The 19,581-nt window shown below is 54.1% G+C and carries 14 protein-coding genes and 1 CRISPR repeat array; of the genes, 10 read left to right on the forward strand and 4 right to left on the reverse strand.

Annotation, left to right across the window (positions count from 1 at the left end):
- Positions 1-1,220: a CRISPR direct-repeat array (repeat unit 36 nt; unit sequence GTTGTGAATTGACAGCAGGTCGGGATCAATTACACT).
- Between the two features lie 48 nt (positions 1,221-1,268).
- From cas2 to cas9, 3 genes are all read right to left on the reverse strand, one after another.
- Positions 1,269-1,574 carry a CRISPR-associated endonuclease Cas2 gene (cas2, locus tag WHS88_05865; GenBank protein MEJ5259698.1) on the reverse strand — a complete coding sequence of 102 codons (306 nt, stop codon included), beginning with the start codon at positions 1,572-1,574 and terminating at the stop codon, positions 1,269-1,271.
- 14 nt (positions 1,575-1,588) lie between these two features.
- Positions 1,589-2,488, reverse strand: a complete 900-nt coding sequence (gene cas1 / locus WHS88_05870; protein ID MEJ5259699.1) for a type II CRISPR-associated endonuclease Cas1 — start codon at positions 2,486-2,488, stop codon at positions 1,589-1,591.
- 63 nt (positions 2,489-2,551) lie between these two features.
- Positions 2,552-5,713, reverse strand: a complete 3,162-nt coding sequence (gene cas9 / locus WHS88_05875; protein ID MEJ5259700.1) for a type II CRISPR RNA-guided endonuclease Cas9 — start codon at positions 5,711-5,713, stop codon at positions 2,552-2,554.
- 329 nt (positions 5,714-6,042) lie between these two features.
- Between cas9 and priA the strand changes: the two genes are divergently transcribed.
- The 5 genes from priA to argS all read left to right on the forward strand — a co-directional run bounded on the left by priA (position 6,043) and on the right by argS (position 14,886).
- Positions 6,043-8,403, forward strand: a complete 2,361-nt coding sequence (priA, locus tag WHS88_05880) for a primosomal protein N' (GenBank protein MEJ5259701.1) — start codon at positions 6,043-6,045, stop codon at positions 8,401-8,403.
- A gap of 155 nt (positions 8,404-8,558) precedes the next feature.
- Positions 8,559-9,761 carry a bifunctional glutamate N-acetyltransferase/amino-acid acetyltransferase ArgJ gene (gene argJ / locus WHS88_05885; protein ID MEJ5259702.1) on the forward strand — a complete coding sequence of 401 codons (1,203 nt, stop codon included), beginning with the start codon at positions 8,559-8,561 and terminating at the stop codon, positions 9,759-9,761.
- Between the two features lie 145 nt (positions 9,762-9,906).
- Positions 9,907-12,324 carry a sodium-translocating pyrophosphatase gene (locus tag WHS88_05890; GenBank protein MEJ5259703.1) on the forward strand — a complete coding sequence of 806 codons (2,418 nt, stop codon included), beginning with the start codon at positions 9,907-9,909 and terminating at the stop codon, positions 12,322-12,324.
- 103 nt (positions 12,325-12,427) lie between these two features.
- A complete protein-coding gene (rsfS, locus tag WHS88_05895) occupies positions 12,428-12,862 on the forward strand; it encodes a ribosome silencing factor (protein ID MEJ5259704.1) in 435 nt (144 codons plus the stop codon).
- Entirely contained in the window at positions 12,859-14,886 is a 2,028-nt protein-coding gene (gene argS / locus WHS88_05900) for an arginine--tRNA ligase (GenBank protein ID MEJ5259705.1), read from the forward strand. The genes rsfS and argS overlap by 4 nt, the downstream gene beginning before the upstream one ends.
- Positions 14,887-14,898: 12 nt before the next feature.
- On the opposite strand, the gene nikR is transcribed toward argS, so the two are convergent.
- A complete protein-coding gene (nikR, locus tag WHS88_05905) occupies positions 14,899-15,312 on the reverse strand; it encodes a nickel-responsive transcriptional regulator NikR (GenBank protein ID MEJ5259706.1) in 414 nt (137 codons plus the stop codon).
- A gap of 151 nt (positions 15,313-15,463) precedes the next feature.
- Here nikR and WHS88_05910 point away from each other — a divergent pair, with 151 nt between their 5' ends.
- The 5 genes from WHS88_05910 to WHS88_05930 are packed head-to-tail and all read left to right on the forward strand — an operon-like array spanning position 15,464 to position 19,575.
- Positions 15,464-16,480 carry a hypothetical protein gene (locus tag WHS88_05910; GenBank protein ID MEJ5259707.1) on the forward strand — a complete coding sequence of 339 codons (1,017 nt, stop codon included), beginning with the start codon at positions 15,464-15,466 and terminating at the stop codon, positions 16,478-16,480.
- The gene (locus tag WHS88_05915) at positions 16,441-17,160 is read left to right on the forward strand and encodes a hypothetical protein (GenBank protein MEJ5259708.1); all 720 of its coding nucleotides are present in this window, start codon (positions 16,441-16,443) and stop codon (positions 17,158-17,160) included. Before WHS88_05910 ends, WHS88_05915 begins: the two co-directional genes overlap by 40 nt.
- Positions 17,157-17,972 carry a zinc ABC transporter substrate-binding protein gene (locus WHS88_05920; protein MEJ5259709.1) on the forward strand — a complete coding sequence of 272 codons (816 nt, stop codon included), beginning with the start codon at positions 17,157-17,159 and terminating at the stop codon, positions 17,970-17,972. The genes WHS88_05915 and WHS88_05920 overlap by 4 nt, the downstream gene beginning before the upstream one ends.
- Before the next feature lie 12 nt (positions 17,973-17,984).
- Positions 17,985-18,725, forward strand: coding sequence for an ATP-binding cassette domain-containing protein (locus WHS88_05925; GenBank protein ID MEJ5259710.1), 741 nt, complete (start codon positions 17,985-17,987; stop codon positions 18,723-18,725).
- A 13-nt stretch (positions 18,726-18,738) separates the two neighbouring features.
- Positions 18,739-19,575, forward strand: coding sequence for a metal ABC transporter permease (locus WHS88_05930; protein MEJ5259711.1), 837 nt, complete (start codon positions 18,739-18,741; stop codon positions 19,573-19,575).
- The last annotated feature ends 6 nt before the right edge of the window (positions 19,576-19,581 follow it).

Below are 19,581 nucleotides of genomic sequence, written 5' to 3' on the forward strand. Positions count from 1 at the left end.
GTTGTGAATTGACAGCAGGTCGGGATCAATTACACTAGTAGTCAATGAGCCGATTTTTAACAGCCAGTTGTGAATTGACAGCAGGTCGGGATCAATTACACTAGTAGTCAATGAGCCGATTTTTAACAGCCAGTTGTGAATTGACAGCAGGTCGGGATCAATTACACTTCCCTCGTGCGTATACACAAGATTTGCAGCGTTGTGAATTGACAGCAGGTCGGGATCAATTACACTGTCTGAATCGGCAGATACTCATCGGCCCTCGTTGTGAATTGACAGCAGGTCGGGATCAATTACACTAGTAGTCAATGAGCCGATTTTTAACAGCCAGTTGTGAATTGACAGCAGGTCGGGATCAATTACACTTCCCTCGTGCGTATACACAAGATTTGCAGCGTTGTGAATTGACAGCAGGTCGGGATCAATTACACTCCTGCTTGGTGTATTCGACTTAACGAAATGTTGTGAATTGACAGCAGGTCGGGATCAATTACACTTAAAAAAAATAAGGAGGACCATACCAGACAGTTGTGAATTGACAGCAGGTCGGGATCAATTACACTGACTACCACATGCGAAAGAACAAAGCAGCCGTTGTGAATTGACAGCAGGTCGGGATCAATTACACTTTTTCTCCTTTTTTCAGGGGGGCTGGATCGGTTGTGAATTGACAGCAGGTCGGGATCAATTACACTTTAATTCCACAGACCAAATGACATTCTCAGTTGTGAATTGACAGCAGGTCGGGATCAATTACACTTCATCAGCGGATTAATCCTGATGCTGCTGAGTTGTGAATTGACAGCAGGTCGGGATCAATTACACTGGGTGGACAGAAACACTCACCGTTGGTATCGTTGTGAATTGACAGCAGGTCGGGATCAATTACACTACAAGTCAAACTGGCTTCTGATGCCGAATCGTTGTGAATTGACAGCAGGTCGGGATCAATTACACTATGTTCTATGACATGCTGGGGAATCTGCCGGTTGTGAATTGACAGCAGGTCGGGATCAATTACACTACAAGATTATTGCGGGCCTGCTCATAGTTTGTTGTGAATTGACAGCAGGTCGGGATCAATTACACTTTCTGCGTCTCGTCAAGGAGCAGCGATGTGTTGTGAATTGACAGCAGGTCGGGATCAATTACACTGGATCGGATGTCTGCCGAGACGGCTCGGAGTTGTGAATTGACAGCAGGTCGGGATCAATTACACTAGTCCGTTTGCAAGTCTTTTATATAAAAAGGCTTGCGAGAAAAACAGCTCAAAATAATTCGAGCTGAGCGGGGGGCGGAGGGGTGGGTTTGCGCCGTTTTCCGAAAAAAATTTGCATTTTTTCAAATTGTTTTTCCGTAACGTGTATAATACGGACTTCTCCTTCAGGAGGCAAAAAAGAACAGACTCGCTTACAGTGCACGTGTGCATTTTCTTCACTGGCACAATGCCTTGCATATACAGAATATTGTAACATCGTAAACCCATCCTGTACAAGGTTTTTCCGAAAATCGGCATAATCTTTTCGCGCCTTTTTCGTATCAACCGGCAAATCAAACATCACCAAAATCCACACGGTTCTATACCCGCTTACATACATAACTGAGGCAAATCCAAGTATTTCTGTTCTCCAGCGAAACATCGGACCAGGGAGGCGGCAGTGCGGTGAAGGGCAACCATCAGGGGACCTTTGAAACCGCCGACCGTGACGGAGCGGTAAAGGACTTCCAGAAGAGCGGCCTTGGTTTCTTTGGTCAGCTGGCCGTCGGAGGGGCCGCAGCGAGTGTACATGTCCCGGACCTTTTCTTCAACAAAACCGCGGAAGGGCTCAATGAGGTCATCGGCCAGGGCAAAGGCGTTGTACCGATTGCGGTGATGAATGCCGAGGGTCGGCAGCAGCCCCGCACTGCACAGGGCCCGGGCAACGGCGGAACGCAGGACGATATAGCCGTAATTGAGCAGGTGATTGGGCGGAGGACCTTCTCGGTGCCTGCGAAAGGAGGGGTCCTGCAGAAAGGCGGGCCAGAACCGGGCAGAGGCCTGGGCCTCCACATTTTCGGGGTCGCCGGAGCGGACGCGTCGGCGGAGGGCCATCAGGACCCGATATGTCTGTTGGTCCGAGCGGACCAGATGGGCCTGATGGGCGATTTTGGCCTGGACAATCTGCTTCCAGAGGCGTTTTTTGAGGGATTCGCCGGCGGCAATCTGGTCCCGAAAGCGTTCGGCCTGAACGGCGTTGGACTCGAGGGGCAACAGGAGTCCGGCGGGCAGGTGTCTGCCGTTGCAGACGACCACGGCGGCCCCCTGCTCTAATAGAACGGTCAGGACGGAATGGGTATAGGTGACGGCGGGATTGTCAATCAGCAGGACGCCGATATCCTCACAGGGAATCCGGCCTTTGACCTGTCCGTCCTGCCGGACAAGCAGCTGTCCCAGATGGACCGATAAAAACGTCCCTGCTGTGGAGCATTCGACAACCCGTTTAATCACGACCCAGCCCTCGCAGTTCTGCGAGGACTGTATCGGCAACTGCAGCAGTGTTCTTAATCTGCACTAATCATTGGCACGGCGGATTCTGCCTAACGGGTCTATCGTAACTTTTTGAAGGATACGTTCTGGAAAACGCTGGAGGTCGGTCAGTCTCCACTCCCTTCGCAGAGCATTTTTTTGCTCTCCTTCGAGCCGGACATCCGCCAAATGAATCGGTTTGGCTTCCATATCAATCTTTTTGGGATTTTCGGGGTCTCCGGATATTCCGGTAACACGCACCAAACATACCTGTCCGCTTTTGCCTTTCATCCAAACTGTTTCCCCTTTTGAGAGAGACATAATAAATTCAGCATTCTGATAGTCGGATGACAGAAAGCGTTTCAGGATGATCGGCTGTTTATTTTTAATCCTTTGAGCAGCCTGCCACATCGAACAGGGAAGACACAGAAAAACCGTTTTCCCTCCGGCATTTTTTGCCTTATAAAATTCGATATGATGATTCTCTTCTGATTTAACCCAGACTTTGTTGGTAAAGGGGCGGAGCGTTTCTCCCGATGACTCTCGAATCAGAATCGGATTTGAAAGCGTGTTCCAGATTCTGACACTGTAAATCGGAATATCCGGATTTCGCCGGAGCAGCAGAGGAGTTTCGAAAGCCTTGGCGGCATCTCCGTCATATTCATAAAGCCGCTGCCGAACAAGACCGCGGATGTGAGGGTCACAAATCCTTTCTGCTTCCTCCTGTGTTATTTTGGCAAGTTGTCTTCGCGTTATATATTTGCCTTTCCAGAGACCGTTCTCTTCGAGAAAATAATTGGTTTCCTGATGGAGCGCACCTTTCACTTTCCGCTGGACACGATGAGAGATATTAACACTCTGTACAGCCTGCTTTAGCTGGTTCCGAAAATCTTCCCAAGGCTCAGCAATCGGGGCTAAAGATGGTCTTTGGGGCCAGTTTTGCTGAAGGGTCTTCGTTATTTTCTGGATAAGGGCTGGTTTCGTGAGAGCCACGACGGCGGCATCAACGGCATGATGCCGCAGATCTTCTCTGTTTTTGGGACCGGCGCCGCCATCTCGCAAAACCGCATTCAACCCCCACAGATTTCTTAACTCCGCCGTGATGCCGCCTTTTGTAGTACGAACCCTGTATTCGGCTTCCTGTGGAGGATACAGTTGCTGAAGATAGGACCGAATCACACGCGCGGCATAGGCTGTATCCTGAAGAAGACGTTTATTTTGGTATTTCTCCGCAATTTCTTCATTGCGTGTGCAAAATCGATCCCACTTCTCATCTGTGAAGCCAAATGCGTTATGAAAATGAAACTCACAGATTTGCTCCCAGCGTTCACTATGCTCTCCAAGCCAGGAAATCGGCGTATTTTGCTTCTTGTCCTGATTGGCAGAAGCAAAACACACTACTTTATTTTCCAACGAGTTATCCAGACTCATCGAATACGGTAAAATATGATCAATTTCCACCTCTCTTGTGAACAAGATGTATGAAGGAATTTTTCTGCACGTGTAAGGACAGTATTCTTTTTGGGATTTCCAGAGACGGTATTTCAAAACATCTGTTTCGGAAATATCAACATCCGGTTCCCAACCCATCATTTCACGAATTGCCTGTCTTGCTTTGTCCCGCTCCTGCTGATTTTTGGCTTGGTTTTCAAGAATTTCCTGACGCTGTAGTTTTGATGCTTTCATTGGCGCTGCTGTTTCGACCACGATTTCCGTCGGCACTCCTTTTTCCTTGATCAGCAAATTGATCACTTTGCGAAGCTGAACCAGCACAGAACGCACCACAGGATTTGGTATCGAAAACCCATTTTCTTTGACCGGCAAGGGAAGAAAATTCAATTGCCTCATTTTCCGTGAGAAACCGGCCTGCTGAACAGCTTCATAAAGATTTTTGCCTTGTTCCAAAGCCGGCAGTATTTTCTCTAACGCTTCTCTGCTGTAAGCGCAGTATCCCTCAGGCTCCTTCAGTTTTTCGGGCCATTCATCTCTCTTAAAATGCAAGCCATACTGATTGGCAAGCACCGCCTCTACTTGCTGCTTGGTTCGCTTCTCATCAAGAAATTCCCGCAATATCCGCCAGACTTCGTCTTTGTGGGATTCCTCCAGATTAAGCCACCGATTCTTGTCAAAAAAAGCAGCGCTCACAAGCAGAGAGTCAATTTCATTGCCAAGCATTTTGTCATTTGTTTTGTATTGAAGATTAAATTTCTTTTTTGCTCCTTCCGGTCCCCATAATTTTTCTCTGATCTGGTCAAAGGAAAGTTCTTTTTTCACCGTTAATAGTTCAATAAGAACTTTTCTTTCCCGAGGAGACAGAGGATATCCATCTACAAGCAGGTCGTTTACTTTTTGTAAAAGGCGGAATTTCTGTGCTGCACGTTCCGCCCACGGGCATCGCGGTTTGCCGGTGATCAGTTCACAGGTGCCTATAATTTTTTTCTTTTTCCGATTGCTGAGTTCAAAAGGAATTTGAGCAAATAACACCAAAGTCAATTCATCATAAAATTCCTTCGTTAAAACAGCAGGGTAATACGGAGCCTGAATAGTCCAGATTCGAGTCAGTTCGTCTATATAGTGCTTCCGCTGTGCAATCCAACGATACTGGTCTCTTCGATTTCGGATTGCAGTGCGGGGATTTTCGGTTCTTCTTTCATACCAAAATTGTCCCAGTGTTTTTCCGTCTAACTCGCGATCCAGCCGCTCAATAGCCTCCTTCATCTCTGACGAGTTCTTTTCTTTAGTTAAAGGCTGCCTGCGGTTGCTTTTGAAGCCTCTGCGTTTGGCAAAATGTAAAAAGATTCGTGCAATTTCGAACAATTCTACTTTCGAGGAAGCTGCCCTTGCACGAATTTCGTAAGGATCAACTTGTTGGATAGTTTCAACATGTTGCAGGTCTTTTAACAAACCGTACTTTATCAAGAGTTCTACAACAGCTTTCCGTCTTGCCTTGGCCCGCCGTAATCTTCTCCGGAGAGATCGTTTTAATCTTCTGTTTAAATTTTTTGGGCTTTCCTGTTTCCCTTTCCCGAGGTTGTCTACACCGGCTGGAAAAACACGAGCCCCCAAAGCTGGGCATTTTATCCAGTTCCCTTTTTCATCTTTATCAAGAATAGTTGATATTGTTACGGGTTCATTGTTTTCATCCAAATCAAAAGCCGCCCAGCCAATTGAAGTAGGTCCCAAATCTATACCCAATATATAGCCCATTTGTATGTTCCTCCTTAACTTTCCTTTTTTAGCGGAATTTTACAAAAAAAGGCTTGATTTGTCTATTCTTGCCGATTTAAAATACCTTCAGTGTAATTGATCCCGGCCCGCGCTTTTCACAATAAGAGAAGAGTCGTGGGCAAGCCCGAAAGGGCTGGCTCTGCGGAGCCTACCCAACGCGCCATCGAAAGAGGGCGCGTTTTTTGTTCCCTTACCCTGGGGCAAACCTTTTTTAAACCCTTCCTGCAGCGGCATTTCGGGATTTTTTTCGGGAATTCAGAGGCGTCCCGGGGTGTTTTTCGGCCGGGTTCGTGGTAGAGTATCCGTCCATGAAACGCCCAGAAAGCGACAGTTTGTTTGAGCATCAGGAGCCGAATGCGGAGGGCCGGGTCATTCGCGCGGCCTTCAATACCGGGGCCGATGCGCTGTTTGATTATCTGCTGCCCAGCGGGCTGGGCTCTGTGCGCCCGGGCCAGCGGGTGCGCGTGCCCTTCGGACGCACCAATCGGCTTCTGGAGGCGTTTGTCGTGGAGGTCGAGCCCGCCGACGCCGGAGCCGATTCCGATTGGCAGAAGGCGCGGGCCTTTGACCTGAAAACGGTTCGGGAGATTCTCGATGAAGAACCGCTGCTGGATGAGCAGCTGATGGAGCTGGCCCGGTGGATGAGTGCCTACTACGTCTGTCCGCTGGGGCAGGTGCTGGCGGCGATGGTGCCGGCAGCAGTCAAAAAAGAAGCGGGCGTTCGCAAGGAAGTGCGGGTGTATCTGACCGGCGAGCCCCCGGAAGACTCAAAACTTGGCAGCGGGCCGCAGCAGACGATTGTCCGTCTTCTGCAGGAAGAGGGGGCCGTCAGCGAAGAGACGGCCGTCGAAAAAACGATGCTGCTGGAGCGGGCGGGCTGTACGGAGGGGCCGCTGAAGAAACTGCTGCGCAGCGGTGTGGCGGCCTGTGCGGTTCGATACGGCGTGCGGCCGCTGCCGATGGTGCCGCAGGGGCTGCGGGAGCAGGCGGAGGCCATCGTGCTCACAGAAGACCAGCAGCGGGCGCTGACTCATCTGGAACAGCAGCTGCAGGCGGGACGGTTTTCCGTGACGCTGCTGCACGGCGTGACCGACAGCGGCAAGACGGAGGTGTATATTCGGGCAATCGAGAAGACCCTGTCGATGGGCCGGCAGGCGATTGTGATGCTGCCGGAGATTGCCCTGACAGCCCAGACAGTCCAGCGGTTCGGGGCGCGGTTCCAGCGGCTGGCGGTGATGCATTCGGGCCTGTCGGGCCCGCAGCGAAACGCGCAGTGGCAGGCGATTCGCCGCGGGCAGGCGGATGTGGTCATCGGCGCCCGCTCGGCCGTCTTTGCGCCCCTGCAGCGGCTGGGGCTGATTGTGGTCGATGAGGAGCACGAACCGAGCTACAAGCAGGATATGGTGCCGCGCTATCACGGGCGCGATGCGGCAATCAAGCGGGCACAGCTGGCCGGGGCCGTGTGTCTGCTGGGCTCAGCAACACCGTCGCTGGAGACGCTGCACAACTGCCAGACACGAGCCAACTATACGCGGATTGTGATGAGCCGGCGCGTGCGCAATCTGCCGATGCCGAGGATGGACGTTATCAACATGCTCACGGCCTTTGAGGGCAGAGCCGTCCGGCAGCCGCAGCTGCTCAGCCCGGCGCTCGAAGAGGCCCTGCATGAAGTGCTTGCTCGCGGCGAGCAGGCGATTCTGCTGCTCAACCGCCGCGGCTACAGCCATTTTATTTACTGCCCCTCCTGCCGCCATACACTGCACTGCCGCAACTGTGATGTGACGCTCACTTACCACAAACGCCCGCACCGGGAAGATGCGGCGGAAACAGTCCTCGGACGGCATATGACGGGCGGCTATGCGATTTGTCATTACTGCCTGGCCAAGACGCTCGTGCCGAAGGCCTGTCCGCTTTGCGGCCAGGCGATGACGATGATTGGGCTGGGGGCCCAGCGGCTGGAGGAAGAGGTGCAGCACAAACTGCCGCACGCCCGCCTGCGCCGCATCGACAGCGATGCCATGGCAGGCAGGGATTATTACGGCCTGCTGGAGGATTTCGCCGCCGGACGGATTGATATTCTGGTCGGCACGCAGATGCTCGCCAAGGGTCTGCACTTTCCCAACGTAACGCTGGTGGGCATCGTCAGCGCCGACACGGCTCTTTCGCTGCCGGATTTTCGCGCCAACGAGCGGACGTTTCAGCTGATTTGTCAGGCGGCCGGCCGCGCCGGTCGCAGCGAAAAAGGCGGACGCGTGCTCATCCAGACTTTTCTGCCCGGCCAGCCCGCTATCGACTTTGCCTGCCGATACGACTGGGAGGGCTTCGTGCAGGAGGAAATGAAGCATCGGCGGGCCTGTCATCTGCCGCCGGTCTGGCGGATGGCGATGGTGCTGATGCGCGACGGCCGCTATGAACGGCTCACCGCCGCCGCCAAAGCCGTCAATGCACGGCTGGAGCAGATTATCGACCGGGAGAAACTGCCGATTCTCCTTCGCGGGCCGATGGAGGCGCCCATCAGCCGCATCAGCGGACAGCACCGAATGCACCTGATTGTCCAGGCCCCGCAGCCGCAGCCCATTCAGCAGTTGTTCGCCCGTTTCCGCGCTTCTTCCCCGATTCGCCCGTCCGTTCAGATTCAGATTGATGTGGACCCGGTGAGTGTTTTGTAGAAGCGGCGATGCGGATTTGCCCCGGGCGGCAAATCCGCATCAGCAAATCCTATTTTCTGACTGAGTTTTGTTTGGAAAAACACGTCAGCCCGGCTACAATACCTTGCTGATTTGCGTCAATCAGAAACATCAACTGTCATAAAGGAATCACAGCGATGAAAAACCAAACAATAACGGCCCCGAAGGGGTTCTTGGCGGCCGGGCTGCATTGCGGCATCAAGGCCAGCGGAAAACCGGACCTGGCTTTGCTGTACTGCCCGAACGGTGCAGCAGCGGCGGCTGTCTTTACCACCAACAAAATTGTGTCGGCGGCGGTGACGGTTTGCCGCGAGCACGTGCGCAGCGGACGCACCTTTGCCGCCGTCATCAACAGCGGCAATGCCAACGCCTGCACCGGCCAGAAAGGAATCGCCGATGCCGAGACCATGTGTCAAACCAGCGCGGAGCTGCTGGGGATTCGACCGGAACAGGTTCTGATTGCCTCGACGGGAATTATTGGACACCCCCTGCCGATTCAAACCGTCTGCGAAGGCATCCGCAAAGCCGCCGCCCGCCTCGGGGAAGGGGCTTCCGCGGGAATGAATTTTGCCAAGGCCATTCTGACAACGGACACAAAAGTCAAAAACGCCGTCCGAACCGTCAAACTGAACGGCAAAACCGTCACGCTGGCCGGAACAGTCAAAGGGGCCGGAATGATTGGGCCGAACATGGCCACGACGCTTTGCATCCTGACAACGGATGCGGCCATCCGCAAACCCCTCCTGCAGAAAGCCCTCCGTACGGCCGTGGACCAGTCACTGAACCGGCTGACGGTGGACGGGCACCAAAGCACCAACGATACGGCGATGATTCTGGCCTCCGGTCTGGCAGGCAATCGAATGATTCAGAAACAGGACGGGGCCTATCAACGTTTCGAAGCGGCCCTGACGGAGCTGTGTCTGGACCTGGCCCGGCAGATGGCCCTGGATGCAGAGGGAGCAACCCGGATGTTTACCGTTGTCATTGAAGGAGCGGCGTCGGCGGCTCAGGCCCGTCAGGCCGCCCGAGCGGTTGCCAATTATGACCTGGTGAAATGTGCCGTTCACGGAGCGGACCCGAACTGGGGACGGATTATCTGTGCGGTCGGCTCCAGCGGTGTTTTGTTAAACCCGGAAAAACTCACTTGTAAAATTGGGCAAATTACGGTATTCAAAAACGGTCAGCCGGCCGAATTTGACCCCAAAAAGGTTTCCCGAATTATCGCCCAGAAAGCCCACACGATTACCGTGTATCTGGGCGTCGGCAAACACCGGGATTTCTGTATAGGCTGCGACTTAAGTCGAGAATATATAACGATTAATGCGGACTACCATACGTAAAGTCCAACGGGAGTTTTTCCCTGGAAGAAACCGATTTTCAAACGGCATTTTGAGGTTGAAAAAACCATCAAAATGAGTACACTTGTTGCAATTTTCGAGGAAGAAAACATCTAAAAGACAAGGATTTTCTGGAAAGGATGAACCGGTGAAAACACAAAGTACAATCTGCACAGTTGGTGCAATGCTGATGCTGTCAGCCCCGGTTTGGGCTGCGGGAGAGGTTCCTGAAGCTGGGGTGGGTCTGCAATGGTTTGCGCCGTTGAGCGCCCTGGTCTGTTCTATTTTGGCCTTGGCCTTTGCTGTCTATTTTTACAAGAAGGTAATGGCTGCCCCGGCAGGCAACCCAAGGATGATTGAAATCGCTACGTACGTTCAGGAAGGCGCTTACGCTTATCTGAAACGGCAGTACAAAGTGGTGGCGGTTGTGTTTGCCGTCCTGTTTGTCATTTTCAGTGTGCTCTCTTACTATGGTGTGCAGAACCCGTTTGTGCCGGTGGCCTTTCTGACGGGCGGCTTCTTCAGCGGCCTGTGCGGCTTTCTGGGAATGAAGACGGCAACCAACGCCTCGTCCCGGACAGCCCAGGGAGCCGTGGAAAGCTTAAACCGCGGACTGCAGGTGGCCTTCCGCAGCGGTGCCGTCATGGGTCTGGTGGTGGTCGGCTTCGGCCTGCTGGATATTACGCTGTGGTATCTGATTCTGGACAAGCTGGTCTATACCGCCGCCCATATGAAGGAAGGGCTCAAGCTGTTCGGCAACTTCTATCTGGTACATCCGGGAATGGACCCGAGCCAGAAGCTGATTGAAATCACCACGACGATGATTACGTTCGGAATGGGCGCTTCGACCCAGGCGCTGTTTGCCCGTGTCGGCGGCGGCATTTATACCAAGGCGGCTGACGTGGGAGCCGACCTGGTAGGCAAGGTCGAGGCGGGCATTCCGGAAGATGACCCGCGCAACCCGGCGACGATTGCCGACAATGTCGGTGATAACGTCGGCGACGTGGCGGGAATGGGCGCCGACCTGTACGAAAGCTACTGCGGCTCGATTCTGGCGACGGCGGCTCTGGGGGCAGCCCTGCCGGCCGCGGCCCTGCAGATCAAGGGCGTCTCGCAGCTGATGGCCGTGCTGGCTCCGATGATTGTGGCGGGCATCGGCATCGTGCTGTCTATCATCGGCATCTTTATGGTACGGTGCAAAGAAGGGGCTTCCCAGAAGAACCTGCTGCGGGCACTGCTTTTGGGAACCGGCAGCAGTTCCGTGCTGATTCTGATTGCTCTGATTATTATGGCCCTGCTGGGGATGATTACATGGGGCATTTTCGGTTCCGTCGTGGCGGGGCTGCTTGCAGGCGTGATTATCGGGCAGGTTACAGAGTACTACACGTCGGATGAATACAAGCCCACCCGGGGAATCGCCGGTCAGGCGCCGATGGGGCCGGCTACAGTGATTATTGACGGATTTGCCGTGGGAATGTTTTCGACGGGCTGGTGTGTGGTGACGATTGTCATCGGGATTATTCTGGCGTTCACCAGTGCCGGCGGCTTTACAAACTTCTCAATGGGGCTGTATGGGATTGGATTTGCCGCCGTCGGAATGCTGTCCACGCTGGGAATTACGCTGGCCACGGACGCCTACGGACCGATTGCGGACAATGCAGGCGGAAATGCCGAGATGAGCGGTTTGGGCGAAGAAGTGCGGAAACGGACGGACGCTCTGGATGCGCTGGGCAATACGACGGCGGCCACGGGCAAGGGCTTTGCCATCGGTTCGGCGGCCCTGACGGCCATGGCCCTGCTGGCGGCGTACATCGAAGAAATCCGCATCTGGATAAAGAAACTTTCGATTTCCAACGGCGGTACATTCCGGGTCGGAGATGTGATTTTTACAACAGAATCGGTAAAAGTCGCTTCGGTTCTGGATTTTGTTCATGCCTACGATTTGACGATTATGAATCCGAAACTGATTTGCGGCCTGTTCATCGGCGGAATGATGGCGTTTGTCTTCTGTGCAATGACGATGAAGGCCGTCGGCCGTGCGGCGGGAGCGATGGTCAATGAAGTCCGCCGGCAGTTTAAGGAAAAACCGGGCATTATGAAGGGAACGGAGAAGCCGGATTATGCCCGGTGCGTGTCGATTTCCACCGCCGGAGCTCAGAAAGAAATGCTGGTGCCGTCCCTGATGGCGATTATTGTGCCGGTTCTGACGGGACTGCTGCTGGGAGTGCCGGGGGTAATGGGACTTCTGGCGGGCGGCCTGACTACAGGTTTTGTGCTGGCGATTACCCTCAACAACGCCGGCGGTGCCTGGGATAACGCCAAGAAGTACATTGAAAAGGGTGCCTACGGCGGCAAGAAGCTGCCGGACGGCACAAAGAACCCCGTGCACGGAGCAGCGGTTATCGGCGACACGGTCGGCGACCCGTTCAAGGACACCTCCGGACCGAGTCTGAACATCCTGATTAAGCTGATGACCATGGCCAGCGTAGTGTTCAGCGGCGTCGTGGTGAAAGTTTCGCCGATGATTGGCGAATGGCTTAGCCGAACCTTCGGGGTTGGAAATTAACGCGGCATCCTTGACGAATTCTTTCCGAAAACGTATCCTGCAGGGGCGGCCTGATGGTCGCCCCTGTTTTTTGAAGGAAGCATAAACGCACGAGGAATCTGCTTTGGCAGCCAAAAAAACGACAAAAAAGAAGCCGGCCGAGAAAACACCGACCCGGCGAAAAACCAAAAAGGAACCCATCGCACCGGACCGGCAGTTTGCGATGGCGGCGGCGGCGATTGCGCGGGACCGTCACTGCAGCGATATTGTAATTCTGGACCTGCGGAAAATCAGTCCGGCAACGAATTATTTTGTGATTGCCACCAGCACCAGCGACCGGCAGGCCCGCAGCGTCGCCGATGAGATTTCGGACGCAGGCGAGCGGTTCAATTACCCGCGGTTCGGGCGGGCCGGCTATGAACAGGGACGGTGGATTCTGCTGGATTTTGTGGATGTGGTGGTGCACCTGTTCAACGCGGAAACGCGGGCGTATTACAATCTGGAGATGCTCTGGGGAGATGCCCAGCGGCTGGAGCTGGAGGAGCCGGGCAAGCGATGAAGAACCTGCTGACGATTCTGGAGGGGCGGATTTCGGAAGCCCTGCGGCAGGCAAGCGGGCTGAACGAGGCGGCGGCACTGGTGAGCCCGTCAAAAAACCCGGCCTTTGGAGATTACCAGGCCAATGGGGTAATGGCCGCCGCCAAGCAGCTCAAAACAAATCCGAGACAGTTAGCCGAGCAGGTCGTCCGTCTTCTGCAAATAGACGACTTGTGCGAAACCGTCGAGATTGCCGGCCCGGGATTTATCAATCTGCGGCTGAAATCTTCTCTGTTGGAGCAGCGGCTGCTGGGGATGTTCGCCGACCCGGTTCGACTGGGGATGGAACCGGCGGAAAAACCGCAAACCATCGTGGTGGATTATTCCGGGCCGAACATCGCTAAGGAAATGCACGTCGGCCATCTGCGAAGCACCATCATCGGCGACTGGATTGCCCGTGTCCACGACTTTGAAGGCCATCACGTCATCCGCCAGAATCATATCGGCGACTGGGGGACGCAGTTCGGGAAAGTAATCCTTGCACTTTGGCATATATGCATGGGAGAGAAAGTTCACAAGAAAGAATACTATGTTGAAGAACTAAAAGAGCTTAAAGAAAACAAAGATAATCCTTATACATTGCTTAGTATTTGCACAAGAATTCGTGATCGACACAATGCCGATTATGAAAATGACCAAACAGAGGAATATGGAAATGGTGAAAAGGTTTTTGGACCTTTCCTGTCAGAACTCCCCAATCGCAATAAAAATGAAATCTGGCCCAAACTTTTATATGCTTACCAATACGTAAATTTTCTTGATGACGTTCTGGAAAAAATGAACCTAACAATATACACTCGAGAAATTATCAACAACAAAGCTCAAAAAAAAGAAATACCATACCAAGACCTTACTCGTTATGTAACAGTAATGTTACAACGAAGCAACGAGATGACAGACAAACAAGAATATGACGCATGGAAGTTCGTTACAAAGACCACTCTTCGTCACTGCAATGAAATTTATCAGCAGCTTAATATCACATTAAAAGACGACGATGTTAGAGGAGAAAGTTTTTACGCCTCGATGCTGCCGGAGGTAGTCAGGGAGCTGCGGCAGAAAGGGCTGGCCGTCGAGTCAGAGGGGGCGGTGTGCGTATTTCCAAAGGGGTTTGTCGGCAAGGACGGCTCTCCCCTGCCGTTTATTATTCAGAAATCCGACGGTGCCTATCTGTATGCAACGACGGATTTGGCGGCCCTGCGGTTTCGGATTCAGCAGCTGGGAGCAGACAAGATTGTCTATGTGACGGACGCACGGCAGACGCTCCATTTTCAAATGCTGTTCGAGACAGCTCGTGCGGCGGGCTGGACGGACAGCCGGGTGGAGCTGGTGCACGTGACGTTCGGCACGATGCTCGGGCCGGACGGGCGGCCGTTTAAGACACGCGAAGGCGGCACGGTCAAACTGAAGGACCTGCTCGAGGAGGCCGTGGAAAAGGCGCGGGCGGTCGTCGAGGAAAAGAATCCTTCTCTCCCTGCCGAACAAAAGGCGGCCATCGCGCGGGCGGTAGGAATCGGGGCGGTCAAATACGCCGATTACGCCAACAATCGCGATACGGACTACGTGTTCAGCTTCGACAAGATGCTGGCAATGGACGGCAATACGGCCCCGTATATGCAGTATGCCTACGCCCGCATCCGCTCCATCGAGCGCAAGGCGGCGGGCAAAGAAGTGGATGTGGAGCGGGAACTGGCGGGAATCGAGCGGGTTGTCCTGTCGGATGCGGCGGAAATCGAGCTGGCCAAGAAACTTATCAGCTATGAGCAGGCGATTGAATCGGCGGCGGCCTCGTACCGGCCGAATCTGCTGACGGCCTACCTGTACGACCTGTCGCAGTCGTTCAGCCGGTTTTACAATGCCTGTCCGGTGCTGGGGGCGCCGGCAGATGTGCGTCCGAGCCGCCTGCTCCTGTGCGAACTGACTGCACGGGTCATTCGGCACGGAATGCAGGACCTTTTGGGGATAGAAACTCCCGAACAGATGTAGCCGGCGGCCCTATTAAGCCCCTGTGGCCGACATAATATTCACACGGCTCAATTTGACCCCCTTCAGACTGGTCATCCGGTCGGCCAGCGACTGGATTTCCTTTACTTTCCCTTTGAGGATAATGACCTCCAGACAATTGTGATGGTCCAGATGGACGTGGGTTGTGGTGATAATATGGAGAAGGTGGCTGTGCTGAAGATGGGTAAGTTTTGCAGTCAAGCCGGTCAGATGATGGTCATAAATTAACAGAATCGCCGCCACGGCATCCGCCGAGGGGTCGGCCAATTGCTGCTGCTCCAGCCGCGCCCGAATCAGGTCACGCACGGCCTCGGAGCGGTTCGGATACCCCTGCTTTTCAATCAGGCCGTCAAATTTGGCAAGAAGCTCCTGCTCCAGCGAGATTCCCACGCGTTCAATTTTGCTCATATTTCAACACTCCAAACCCGTTTTCAACAGATTGTAATACAGCCGGCAAAAAAACAAATTTTTATTTGACACAGTAGCACGAAATCTATATTTTTATGCACTCTGGTAGCAAAAATATGTAAATAGTATGCGCTTTTTCAGGAGAAGGGTTATGAAGCCATGTCTGGGTGTTCTTCTTTTCGTTTCCGCCGCGGTGTGCGTGCGGGCCGATGAACCGACTGTCGCCGTGATTACACACCGTCAGCTGCAAGCCGTAAACCAATATGGAGTCGGCACTTACAATGCAACCGACAAGGTGGTTCTGGAGGGGATTGTTTTGAATGCCCCCGAAATGATCCTCAATCCCGCCCCGGGAACCGGATTTATGGGCGGGCAATGGCAGATATACTTTCAGGGGGAGGGGGATGACCATGCCGGCACGGCCGTCTGGCTGGGGCAATACTATCACAAGGTCACCACAGGCAATCCCAATGACAGTTATACCCATGAAGAGCTGCTGGCGGAGCTGTGCCGGATTAATGCGGACCCCGTCACGCGGTATTTTTTTGCTCCGGGCGATCGAATCCGTGTGACGGGCTGGTACAAATTTTACGGAGGGAAAACCAATATCAACGAGCAGCACCAAAAAAATCCGTTCTTTGATTTTCAAATTGAGCTGGTCAAACCGGCCGTCGGTCTGCCCGAGCCGGAAGCCATTACCCTGGCCGACCTGAAAGATGCTCAGAACCAGTTCATCTTTGACCCCAACCGCAACAGCGGTCCGGAATATTATCAGGGACGGCTTGTCCGTATAGAAAATGTTCGGATTATCAATCCGGCAAACTGGGGGCCTGATATGACCCTGACCGTTGAAGACGGACTGGGACGCACGTTCCCGGTAAAACTGGGAATCGGAAAAGGGTTTCTGAAATATCCCGCTCCGGAGGGATGGATAGATATAATCGGGATTCTGGACCAGGAAGCACCGGGATGCACCCTTTGCAATTACGGGTATCGTCTGTGGGTGCCGAACTATGACGGCAACGGTCTGGTGCTGACCGATCGGGGACATCGACGAGGAAATCTGCCGGGCGACCTGAATTCGGATTATTCGGTCGATTTGTATGACCTAGCCGAACTGGCCGGACAATGGCTGACGATGGTGCCGGGCTTGTGCGGATGTCCGTAAGATTCTTTCATCAAAAAGGGGTTACCCTGCTTGAGCTGCTGAGCGTTCTGGCCGCAGCGGGGATGCTGATTGCCCTTCTGGTTCCCTCGCTGCGTCGGGCTCGGCTTCAGGCCAAAATTCTGGCGGTTCATTCTGACCTTCGGCAGGTCAGTGCGGCCTTGACCTGTTATTTCAGCGACCGGCGGAAATACCCGCCGACGCGGGAGGACTGTAGCGCCGGTTCCCTGCGGGCTCATTTGTACCAATTGCCGCGAGAATTAGCGGAGGGCGATTACCTGCCCGGCGTTTCGCTCGGAGAAGCAAAAGCCGTGCAGATGGAAGACAAATTTCATCCGGGATATACCTATAAATACCGCAGCGTCGGGGAATGCATCCGAGACCGCAATCAGATTTCCCGCTGGATTCGGAGCCGATTGTGGGTGCCGGACGGTTTTCCGGCCGAAAGCAGTCTTCAGGAGGAGCAAGGACAATGGTATTCCGAACCGGAAAAGTCGCCGGTGGAATGGGTTGTGTTCAGTCTGGGGCCGAATTTTGATGAAGAACAGCTCTGGACGGAAACCGGGGGACGCTATCCGGTCCCCCGCCAGACCTGGCTGAGCGGCGATTTGCAAAAAGGTTTTCTGGTTCGTCTGCGGATGAAAAACGGATGGGAACTGGGAACATTGGAGAGCCGGCCGTGAATTCGAAAAATATTCTGCTGGTTTTGGGCCTTATTCTTTTGCCGATTGTCGGATGCCGACAAGGGCGGGAAGACAAGACATCAGGGGCTTCTATTGCTGTCACCAACACATATCTGCTCTCAGCCGTAAGGGACCTGACGGACGGAATGGTTCCGGTCTTTTGTCTGAGTGAGCCGGGGATGTGTCCGGGCCATTTCGACCTGTCGCCGGATTGCCTTCAGCAGCTTCGAAACAGCCGCGTTCTGCTTCGATTTGATTTTCAGTCAGGGCTGGAAAAACAGCTTCAGCGAATGAATCTGCCGATCAGACCGATTGAGGCGCCGCCGGGGCTTTGTATTCCGCAGACTTATCTTCAGGTGTGCCGACAGGTTTGTGAGGCCCTTGAAGCTTCTTTTCCTGAACACAAAGCCCTCCTGACTCGGCGGATGGCCGAGCTGGAGCTTCAGGTACATCAAGCCGCAGAACAAATCCAAATGCGGATGGAGCAAGCCGGCCTTCGGAATCAGCCGGTTCTGGCGTCCCGTCATCAGGCCGAGTTCGCCCGATGGCTGGGTCTGAACGTCGTCGGGATGTTTCGGTCGGCTGACCAGATGAATCCCGCAGAAATTGCCGACTGTCTGGAAATCGGCCGACGGCATCAGGTGCGTCTGCTGCTTGCCAACCGGCAGGAAGGCACGGGGCCGGCGGAGCGAATGGCCGCTGTACTGGGGGCACGCGCCGCCGTCCTGAGCAACTTTCCTTCCGCAAACAGCGGCGCAAAAAGCCCGTTTTTTCAGATGCTGGAAACGAATCTTGAAACCCTTTTGCCGTAAAAGCGGTGCAGGATGGCGATTTCGATTTCTCTGTCCGATATTCAGGTCCGCCGCGGCGGGCGGACGATTTTGTCGGTGGAACAGCTGACCATTCCGGCAGGCGGTTTTACCGTGCTGGCGGGTCACAACGGAGCCGGCAAGACAACCCTGCTGAAGGTCTGCTGCGGTCTGATTCGCCCCACACGGGGAATCGTGCGGCTCAACGGACAGGAGATTTTCCGCGGCTGGAAAGGACGATTCGGACCGTACCGCAATCCAATCGGCTATGTTCCTCAGCAGACGGAAACCAACGCCCATCTGCCGTTTACCGTGCAGGAGGTGGTCTCGATGGGACTGCCGGGCCGCCTGTTCGGCCGGCAAACGGCCCAGGACCGGCAGACCGTCCTGCAGCGACTGGATGAGATGGGGCTGGCTGAACAAAGCGGGCAGACATTCCGTTCCTTGTCCGGCGGACAGCAGCAGAAGGTCCTGATTGCCCGGGCCATGGCCGCCAACCCCCGACTGCTGCTGCTGGATGAGCCGGGAACTTATCTGGACCCGTTCTGGAAAAAACAGCTCGGCGAGATTCTGCAGCGGCTGCACTCCACATATTCGCTGACGATTGTAATGATTTCCCATGACTGGGACTGGATTCCGGAGTGCTGCCGGCAGGTTGTTCTTCTGGAGTGCGGACGGGTGCGGTTTGCCGGAAGCCGTCAGGATTTCTCGGACCGCACGACGGAACTGTATCGAATCGGACCGGCCGACAGATGACAAGGAACAAAAAATGGATGCCTATTTTCTGCCCATTATCCTGACGGCCCTTTTCTGCGGAATGGGAATCAGTCTGCTGGGGGTCTTTATCGTCGGGATGCGGATGCCGTTCATCGGAAGCTGTCTGTCCCACGCGGCGATGGTCGGAGCGGTTGCGGCGGCTCTTGTGAATCAGAATCCGATAATCGGAGCCGTGCTGCTGTCGACGGCGGCTTCGGGATGGGCGGCCTTTCTGCCCGCTCATCAAAACCGGCTGGACGCCAATACCGGCCAAGCGGTTCTGCTGGCCTTTCTGATGGGGCTTGTGTTTTTGGGAGTGGGTATCGAACAGAACCGGCGCAGCGAAATGCTGGCCCTGCTGTGGGGTAATGTCCTGTTTGCAGGCTGGGATACGGCAGCGCTGAGCGGCCTTCTGTTCGGACTGCTGATTTTGTTTCTCACCGCTTTTGACGGAGAAATGAAAGCCATTCTCTTCAGCCGTTCTCTGGCAGCCGCCACGCGCCCGTATTCAACGCTGATTTATTTTCTTTTCCTGTGTTTGACCGGGCTGATGATTTCCGTGACGCTCCAGACCGTCGGGGGGCTGCTGCTGTTCAGTCTGCTGGTTTGTCCGGCGGCAGCGGCCTATCTGCTCGGACGGGGCTATCGAGCGGTTGTTTTTCTGGCGATGCTGTTCGGCGTGCTGTCCGCCGGATTCGGCCTTGTGATCTCCTATTTTCTCCGTCTGCCGACCGGCGCATGCATTGTTCTGGTCGGCACACTGTTTTTTTTGCTTGCCGCCGGACTGAAAATGCTCTTTCATATTCGGGAATGCGGGAATGAGTGTTGTATTGAACACAAAGCAGGATAATCAGAC

The sequence above is a fragment of the Anaerohalosphaeraceae bacterium genome (assembly GCA_037479115.1).
Lineage (GTDB): Bacteria > Planctomycetota > Phycisphaerae > Sedimentisphaerales > Anaerohalosphaeraceae > JAHDQI01.

Coding starts and splice junctions, on each gene's coding strand:
- WHS88_05925 (MEJ5259710.1), top strand. CDS start 17,985: ATGGCGATTTCGATTTCTCTGTCCGATATTCAGGTCCGCCGCGGCGGG.
- cas9 (MEJ5259700.1), bottom strand. CDS start 5,713: ATGGGCTATATATTGGGTATAGATTTGGGACCTACTTCAATTGGCTGG.
- WHS88_05915 (MEJ5259708.1), top strand. CDS start 16,441: ATGGCTGACGATGGTGCCGGGCTTGTGCGGATGTCCGTAAGATTCTTT.
- argS (MEJ5259705.1), top strand. CDS start 12,859: ATGAAGAACCTGCTGACGATTCTGGAGGGGCGGATTTCGGAAGCCCTG.
- WHS88_05930 (MEJ5259711.1), top strand. CDS start 18,739: ATGGATGCCTATTTTCTGCCCATTATCCTGACGGCCCTTTTCTGCGGA.
- WHS88_05910 (MEJ5259707.1), top strand. CDS start 15,464: ATGAAGCCATGTCTGGGTGTTCTTCTTTTCGTTTCCGCCGCGGTGTGC.
- argJ (MEJ5259702.1), top strand. CDS start 8,559: ATGAAAAACCAAACAATAACGGCCCCGAAGGGGTTCTTGGCGGCCGGG.
- priA (MEJ5259701.1), top strand. CDS start 6,043: ATGAAACGCCCAGAAAGCGACAGTTTGTTTGAGCATCAGGAGCCGAAT.
- nikR (MEJ5259706.1), bottom strand. CDS start 15,312: ATGAGCAAAATTGAACGCGTGGGAATCTCGCTGGAGCAGGAGCTTCTT.